The sequence below is a fragment of the Pseudomonas sp. 2VD genome (assembly GCF_005503585.1).
In the GTDB taxonomy this organism is placed as follows: domain Bacteria; phylum Pseudomonadota; class Gammaproteobacteria; order Pseudomonadales; family Pseudomonadaceae; genus Pseudomonas; species Pseudomonas aeruginosa.
In genome coordinates this window covers 1-7,314 of the sequence record NZ_SCND01000304.1, presented here as the reverse complement: position 1 = coordinate 7,314, position 7,314 = coordinate 1, and the positions used below count along the sequence as shown (strand labels likewise).

The 7,314-nt window shown below is 67.8% G+C and carries 7 protein-coding genes and 1 pseudogene; 2 read left to right on the top strand and 6 right to left on the bottom strand.

Going from position 1 to position 7,314, the window contains the following annotated elements:
- A partial coding sequence (locus tag FFS27_RS25090; RefSeq protein WP_137952268.1) for a putative bifunctional diguanylate cyclase/phosphodiesterase occupies positions 1 to 1,898 on the top strand: 1,898 nt, incomplete at its 5' end.
- A gap of 170 nt (positions 1,899 to 2,068) precedes the next feature.
- On the top strand, positions 2,069 to 4,363 hold the full coding sequence (gene bglX, locus FFS27_RS25085) for a beta-glucosidase BglX (protein WP_137952267.1): 2,295 nt from the start codon (positions 2,069 to 2,071) through the stop codon (positions 4,361 to 4,363).
- Positions 4,364 to 4,465: 102 nt separating this feature from the next.
- Here bglX and pscL read toward each other — a convergent pair whose 3' ends face one another.
- The 6 genes and pseudogenes from pscL to FFS27_RS25055 all read right to left on the bottom strand — a co-directional run.
- Complete coding sequence (pscL, locus tag FFS27_RS25080; RefSeq protein ID WP_021264593.1) at positions 4,466 to 5,110, bottom strand: SctL family type III secretion system stator protein PscL; 645 nt, start codon at positions 5,108 to 5,110, stop codon at positions 4,466 to 4,468.
- Positions 5,089 to 5,709 carry a SctK family type III secretion system sorting platform protein PscK gene (pscK, locus tag FFS27_RS25075; protein WP_003087734.1) on the bottom strand — a complete coding sequence of 207 codons (621 nt, stop codon included), beginning with the start codon at positions 5,707 to 5,709 and terminating at the stop codon, positions 5,089 to 5,091. Before pscK ends, pscL begins: the two co-directional genes overlap by 22 nt.
- A gap of 8 nt (positions 5,710 to 5,717) precedes the next feature.
- Entirely contained in the window at positions 5,718 to 6,464 is a 747-nt protein-coding gene (pscJ, locus tag FFS27_RS25070; protein WP_003120329.1) for a SctJ family type III secretion inner membrane ring lipoprotein Psc, read from the bottom strand.
- Entirely contained in the window at positions 6,461 to 6,799 is a 339-nt protein-coding gene (pscI, locus tag FFS27_RS25065; protein ID WP_003132858.1) for a SctI family type III secretion system inner rod subunit PscI, read from the bottom strand. Before pscI ends, pscJ begins: the two co-directional genes overlap by 4 nt.
- On the bottom strand, positions 6,799 to 7,230 hold the full coding sequence (gene pscH / locus FFS27_RS25060) for a YopR family T3SS polymerization control protein PscH (protein WP_023101349.1): 432 nt from the start codon (positions 7,228 to 7,230) through the stop codon (positions 6,799 to 6,801). The genes pscI and pscH overlap by 1 nt, the downstream gene beginning before the upstream one ends.
- Positions 7,227 to 7,314 (bottom strand): annotated as a pseudogene (locus FFS27_RS25055) (YscG family type III secretion system chaperone); the annotation flags it as partial. The gene pscH and the pseudogene FFS27_RS25055, both read right to left, overlap by 4 nt.

Here is a 7,314-nt window from a genome sequence, read left to right as displayed (position 1 = left end):
GCATCTGGTCGATGCATTTCGTCGGCATGCTCGCCTTCAGCCTGCCGATCCCGCTCGGCTACGACCTGGGCCTGACCCTGCTGTCGCTGCTACTGGCCGTCGGCAGTTCGGCCTTCGCCCTCTGGCTGGTGTGCCAGGCGGAACTCCCCTGGCAACGCCTGGCGCTGGGCGCCCTGCTGATGGGCAGCGGCATCGCCGCCATGCACTACACCGGGATGGCCGCCCTGCTGATGATGCCGGGGATCGTCTACGACCCGCTGTGGCTCGGCCTCTCCATCCTGATCGCGGTGATCGCCTCCGGCGCCGCGCTGTGGATCGCCTTCCGCCTGCGCCATGGCAGCCGGCGCATCGTCCTGGTCCGGGCCGGCGCCGCCCTGGTGATGGGCTGCGCCATCGTCGGCATGCACTACACCGGGATGGCCGCCGCGCAGTTCCCCCTGGGCAGCTTCTGCGGCGCCGCCGGCCGAGGCATCGACAACGGCTGGCTGGCGGTGCTGGTCATCGTGATCACCCTGGCGGTGATCGCCATCGCCCTGATCGTCTCGGTGCTGGACTCGCGCCTGGAGGCACGTACCTCGGTGCTCGCCACCTCCCTCGCACGAGCCAACCGCGAGCTGATCCAGTTGGCCCTGCACGACAACCTGACCAAGCTGCCCAACCGCATGCTCCTCGACGACCGCCTGGAGCAGGCGATCCAGCAGGCGATCCGCGACGATCGCCGGTTCGCCGTGCTGTTCATGGACCTGGACGGCTTCAAGGCGGTCAACGATGCCTACGGCCATCACCTCGGCGACCTGTTGCTGATCGAAGTCGCCGAGCGTATCCGCGCCAACGTCCGCGCCCAGGACACCATCGCCCGCCTCGGCGGCGACGAGTTCGTCCTGCTGATCGAGGCCCGCGAGCCCGCCGACGCCGCGACCCTGGCCGAGAAACTGGTGAAGCGGATCAGCCAGCCGTACCAGATATCCCGCCACGAGGTGCGGATCTCGGCGAGCATCGGCATCGCGCTCTACCCCGGCGACGGGCAGACCCGCCACGAACTGATGATCAATGCCGACGCGGCGATGTATCACGCCAAGGACCAGGGACGGAACGGCTACTGCTTCTTCGAGAGTTCGATGAACGCCAACGCCCAGGAACAGTTGCAACTGCTCCATGACCTGCGCCAGGCCCTGGAGCGCCGGCAGTTGGTCTTGCACTACCAACCCAAGGTACTGGCGCCGAACGGACCGATGGTCGGCGTGGAAGCGCTGCTGCGCTGGGAGCATCCGCAACACGGACTGATCCCCCCCGACCAGTTCCTGCCGCTGGCGGAAAAAACCGGCCTGATCGTGCAGATCGGCGAGTGGGTGCTCGACGAAGCCTGCCGGCAGATGCGCCTCTGGCTGGACGGCGGGCATGCGGAGTGGAACATCGCGGTGAACCTTTCGGCCCTGCAGTTCGCCCATGCCGGCCTGGTCGACTCGGTGCGCAACGCACTCCTGCGCCACAGCCTGGAGCCCAGCCACCTGATCCTCGAGGTGACCGAATCGACCGCCATGCGCGATGCCGATGCCAGCCTGGTGATCCTCGAGCAGTTGTCGGCGATGGGCGTCGGCATCTCCATCGACGACTTCGGCACCGGCTACTCCAGCCTGCTCTATCTCAAGCGCCTGCCGGCGAGCGAACTGAAGATCGACCGTGGCTTCATCAACGAGCTGGCCCACGACAGCGACGACGCCGCGATCGTCTCGGCGATCGTCGCCCTCGGCCGCACGCTGAACCTGAAGATCGTCGCCGAGGGCGTGGAAACCGAGGCCCAGCAGGAGTTCCTGACCCGCCTCGGCTGCAATTCGCTGCAAGGCTTCCTGCTCGGCAGGCCGATGCCGGCCGAGCAGTTGCTCGCCAGCGTCGCCTGAGCGCCGCCAGCGGCGCGCCACGGGACCTGTCAGAACCGGCAGATTCGCCCATCGCCGTCTCGTTGACTTCCGCCCGCGCTGCGAACACCTTATGTCGCGCCCGCCGGGCGGCATGCCGCGACATGTCACGCCGCCACGACGAGCGTCTATCCAATAACGAGAAAACATGCATGAACAGGCTGTGTGTACTGGGGCTTCTCATCGGGCTGAGCGGGAGCCCGGCACTGGCGGCTGGCCAGGGCGAATCCGGCAATCCACCGGCTACCGACAAGGAGCGTTTCATCGCCAGCCTGATGGCTCGCATGAGCAACGCGGAAAAGATCGGCCAGCTACGCCTGGTCAGCGTCGGCGCCGACCATCCCAAGGAAGCGCTGATGGCGGACATCCGCGCCGGCAAGGTCGGCGCCATCTTCAATACCGTGACCCGCCCGGACATTCGCGCCATGCAGGATCAGGTCCGCCATAGCCGCCTGAAGATCCCGCTGTTCCATGCCTACGACGTGGCCCACGGCCACCGCACCATCTTCCCCATCAGCCTCGGCCTGGCCGCCAGCTGGGACCCCGAGGTGGTCGCCCGCAGCGCGCGGATCTCCGCCCTCGAAGCCAGCGCCGACGGGCTCGACATGAGCTTCTCGCCGATGGTCGACATCACCCGCGACGCGCGCTGGGGGCGGGTCTCGGAAGGCTTCGGCGAAGACACCTACCTGACCTCGCTGCTGTCCGGCGTGATGGTCCGTGCCTACCAGGGCTCCAATCTGGCCGCCCCGGACAGCATCATGGCGGCGGTCAAGCACTTCGCCCTGTACGGCGCGGCCGAAGGCGGCCGCGACTACAACACCGTGGACATGAGCCTGCCGCGCATGTTCCAGGACTACCTGCCGCCCTACCAGGCCGCGGTGGACGCCGGCGCCGGCGCGGTGATGGTCTCGCTGAACACCATCAACGGCGTGCCCGCCACCGCCAACCGCTGGCTGCTGACCGACCTGTTGCGCCAGCAGTGGGGCTTCAAGGGGCTGACCATCAGTGACCACGGCGCGGTGAAGGAACTGATCAAGCACGGCCTCGCCGGCAACGAGCGGGACGCCACGCGCCTGGCGATCCAGGCCGGTGTCGACATGAACATGAACGACGATCTCTACTCGACCTGGCTACCGAAGCTGCTGGCGGCCGGCGAGATCGACCAGGCCGACATCGATCGCGCCTGCCGCGACGTGCTGGCGGCGAAGTACGACCTCGGCCTGTTCGCCGATCCCTACCGGCGCCTGGGCAAGCCGGACGACCCGCCGTTCGACACCAACGCCGAGAGCCGCCTGCACCGCCAGGCCGCCCGCGAGGTGGCTCGCGAAGGACTGGTCCTGCTGAAGAACCGCGACGGCCTGCTGCCGCTGAAGAAACAGGGGCGGATCGCGGTGATCGGCCCCCTGGCCAAGAGCCAGCGCGACGTCATCGGCAGTTGGTCGGCAGCCGGCGTGCCACGCCAGGCGGTAACCGTCTACCAGGGCCTGGCCAATGCCGTCGGCGAGCGTGCCACCCTGCTCTACGCCAAGGGTGCCAACGTCAGTGGCGACCAGGCGATCCTCGACTACCTGAACAGCTACAACCCGGAAGTCGAGGTCGATCCGCGCTCCGCCGAGGCGATGCTCGAGGAGGCCTTGCGCACCGCGCGCGACGCCGACCTGGTGGTCGCCGTGGTCGGCGAATCGCAGGGCATGGCCCACGAGGCCTCCAGTCGCACCGACCTGCGCATCCCGGCCAGCCAGCGGCGGCTGCTGAAGGCACTGAAGGCCACCGGCAAGCCGCTGGTGCTGGTGCTGATGAACGGCCGACCGCTGTCGCTGGGCTGGGAGCAGGAAAACGCCGACGCGATCCTGGAAACCTGGTTCAGTGGCACCGAAGGCGGCAATGCCATCGCCGACGTGCTGTTCGGCAAGCACAACCCCAGCGGCAAGCTGACCATGTCCTTCCCGCGCTCGGTGGGCCAGGTACCGGTCTACTACAACCACCTGAACACCGGCCGGCCGATGGACCACGACAACCCCGGCAAATACACCTCGCGCTATTTCGACGAAGCCAACGGCCCGCTCTACCCGTTCGGCTACGGCCTCAGCTACACCGAGTTCAGTCTCTCGCCCCTGCGCCTGTCCAGCGAACGGCTGGCCCGCGGCGACACCCTGGAAGCGCGGGTCACGCTCAGCAACAGCGGCAAGCGCGCCGGCGCCACGGTGGTCCAGCTTTACCTGCAGGACCCGGTCGCCAGCCTCAGCCGTCCAGTGAAGGAACTGCGCGGGTTCCGCAAGGTGATGCTGGAGCCCGGCGAATCGCGGGAGATCGTCTTCCGCCTCGGCGAGGCAGACCTGAAGTTCTACGACAGCCAGCTCAGGCACACGGCCGAGCCGGGCGAGTTCAAGGTCTTCGTCGGCCTGGATTCGGCGCAAACCGAAAGCCGCAGCTTCACCCTGCTCTGAAGGCGCCAACCGCACCGCCAGCGTCGCCGCCGCGGGCGAACGGCAGCGCCTCAGCCCTCGGCCCGGAGCCAACGCCCGGGCCGGGGGCGGCGCCTGGTTCCCTCAACCGGCGTCCCCTTCCTCCTCGCCGCTCCGCGCCACGCCCTCCGTCAATGCGGCCTGCAACGCCGCCAACTGGCTGTCGAGCGAAGCGTCGATGATCCCGATCTCGGTTTCCAGGATGCAACCGCCCTGGTCCAGCCGGGCATCGCCGACCACTTCCAGGTAGCCCACCTCGGGGAAATCCTTGAGCACCCGGGCGACCTGCTCGCGCACCGCGGCCAGTTGTTCCGGCTGGACGTGCAGGATCACCTGCTTCTGGTTGCTCACCAATGCCAGTGCCTCGCGCGTGGCCGCCAGGGTCAGCTCGACAGCGTCGTAGTGGCGCAACACCTTGCGCACCGCCTGCAGCACCACCTCGCCAAGCTGGCGATCGATCTGCCGGTAGTAGCGATTGCAGCGCAGTAGCGTTTCCTGGATCAGCCCGGCCTGGCGCAGACGCGCCTCCTCCAGTCCGGCCTCCCAGCCCAGGCGCTTCTGCTCCTGGTAAACCTCGTGGGCCTCGCGCTCGATTTCGGCGGCACGCTCGCGTGCCGCTTCCACCAGGCGGTTGGCGCTGAGGTAGTCCTGGTAGTCGCGGGCGCGCAACAGGGCCTGCCCGGGGGCCAGCCGTACGCGACTGGCGTCTAGTTCAACAAATGGAAGCATTCATCGCTCGCTTGTCGGGCGACCTTCAGGCACAGGGTCCGCGCCAGGGATCGCCGTTGTTCGTCGAAGGTCCAGTCCGCCGGGGCCGGCATGGCCTCCAGGCGCAGGCGCAGGCGCCGCGAGAAACCGCAGTCGGCATCGCTACAGGCGGCCAGCCAGAAAGCCAGGCCGCAGCGCCGGAAATAGCCGTCTTCCGGGTTTTCCGGCAAGGCCCGCTGCCAGCCGGGCGGCCAGCGACCGATGAGCAGGTCGAGCTGTTCCAGGCAGAAACGCTGGCCCTGTTCGCCGATCTGCGCGCGGATGCGCCGTACCCGCGCACCGTCCAGCACCTGCCGCAAGGCCTGGCCGTGCAGCAGCGCGCCGAGCCAGCCCAGGGTCCGTTCCAGCGCCGCCTGCGGGTAAAGGGCCAGCCCGCCCAGTTGCGCGGGCATGCGGAACGCGCAGTCCAGTTCCAGCTGCTCCAGCAGCCAGGCGTTGAGAACGCTCTGTCGCCGCCAGTCCGGCAGCGCCGGCAGCAACCGCAGCAATACCGCGGGCAGGTGCGACTCGTGGATGTAGCGGGCCGGGCAGAAGCGCAGCTGGTAGGCCGTCAATGGCATCGCGCCGCTCAGCCCCGTTGCCGGTGCCAGAAGAACTGCGCCAGGTTGCTCGCCAGCAGCAACGCCAGCAGCAGGCCGAACAGACCGAGCAGGCGTCCGCGCGAGTGCTCCGCCACCTGGATCGAGAAGACACTCTCGAAGCGTGGCGCCAGCGGGACCTGGCGGACCCCGGCCGACGGCACCAGCACCACGCTGATGCGGTCGTAGCTGAGTCCTTCGATGCCGTTGTTCACCAGTTGCTTGATCTGCGGCACGTAGGCATCCAGTTGCACGTCGGCGGCGTGCTTGATGAACACCGAGGCCGATGCCGGCGAGGACTTCCTGCCCAGTCCGTCGCGCTCCTCGGGCAGCACCACATGGACCCGCGCCACCAGCACGCCATCGATCTCGGAAAGGGTATGGGAAATCTCCTGGGCCTTGGCGTAGTTGAGCCGCGCGCGCTCTTCGATGGGCGAGGAAATCAGCCCGTCCTTGGGAAACACATCCTTCAGCGTGGAGAAGTTCTCCCGCGGATAGCCCTTGCGCTTGAGCACCTCCACCGCCTCGGCGATATCCGATTCCTCCACCAGCAGGCGCACGGTGCCATCCTTGTCCGCCTGCTTGTCCGCGGAAACGCCCTCCGAACGCAACAGCGCCAGCATCTCGTTACCTTCCTTCTGGCTGATCCCGGTATAGAGTTCGACCTTGCACCCGCCCAACGCCAGGACCAGCGCCAGGAGCGCCATGCGCGACAGACCTTTCACCGTTCGCCTCATTGGGTCTTCATCAGGGTTTCGACGTTCTGGCTCATGCGCCCGACGGTCTTGGCGATCAGCTCTTCCTGCATGGTGATGCGCATCAGCGACCACTGCATCTGCATCAGGCTGTTGGGATCGTCGCCGGGCGTCGACAGCTCCACCTGCAACTCCTGCTTGGCCTGGCTGAAACGCTCCTTGATCTGCCCCAGTTCGCTGAGCAGGTCGCCGCCCAGGCTGCCGGCACCGCCCATCGCCCGTTCGAACTCGGCGACGTGGGCCGCGCCGGCCGGGCCGCCGGAGAGTTCTTCGAGACTGGTGATCTGCGCCTGGGCGCCCATCCGAGAGATATCCATCATGACTCCAGGTCGAGTTTGTGGCTGTTGCGCACGAGGTTGTCGAGCATGCCGTTGAGCGGGATCAGCACCTGCAATTCGCGACGCGCCAGTTGCGCCAGGTATTCGCCGCCCGGCGCATGCTCGACTGCACCGAGCAACTGGAGGAGAAAGGTTTGCTGCTGGCGCCCCAGCGGCAGTTCCGCATGGAGCATCGCCTTCAGCTCCAGGCGGTCCGCCTCCAACCCTTGCAGCGGCTGGGCAAAGCGCTGCAGCAGGCGCTCGCCGAGAGCGCCGTTCTCCAACCCGGCCAGGCGGCGTCCGGCCGCCGGCGGCTCGCCGCCGAGGGCCTGCTCGAAAGCCAGCACCTGATCGACAGCCGGCAGGTTCGCCGCCTTTGGACTGGCCGACGGATAGACGGCGAATCCCGGCGGCGTGTCGATGCGGCTCATGTCCGCACCTGGGCGCGCATGCCGGCGGCGAAGTCGGCCAGGGCAGGATCGCTGCTTCCGCCCAGCCCGGCCAGCCTGCGGTCC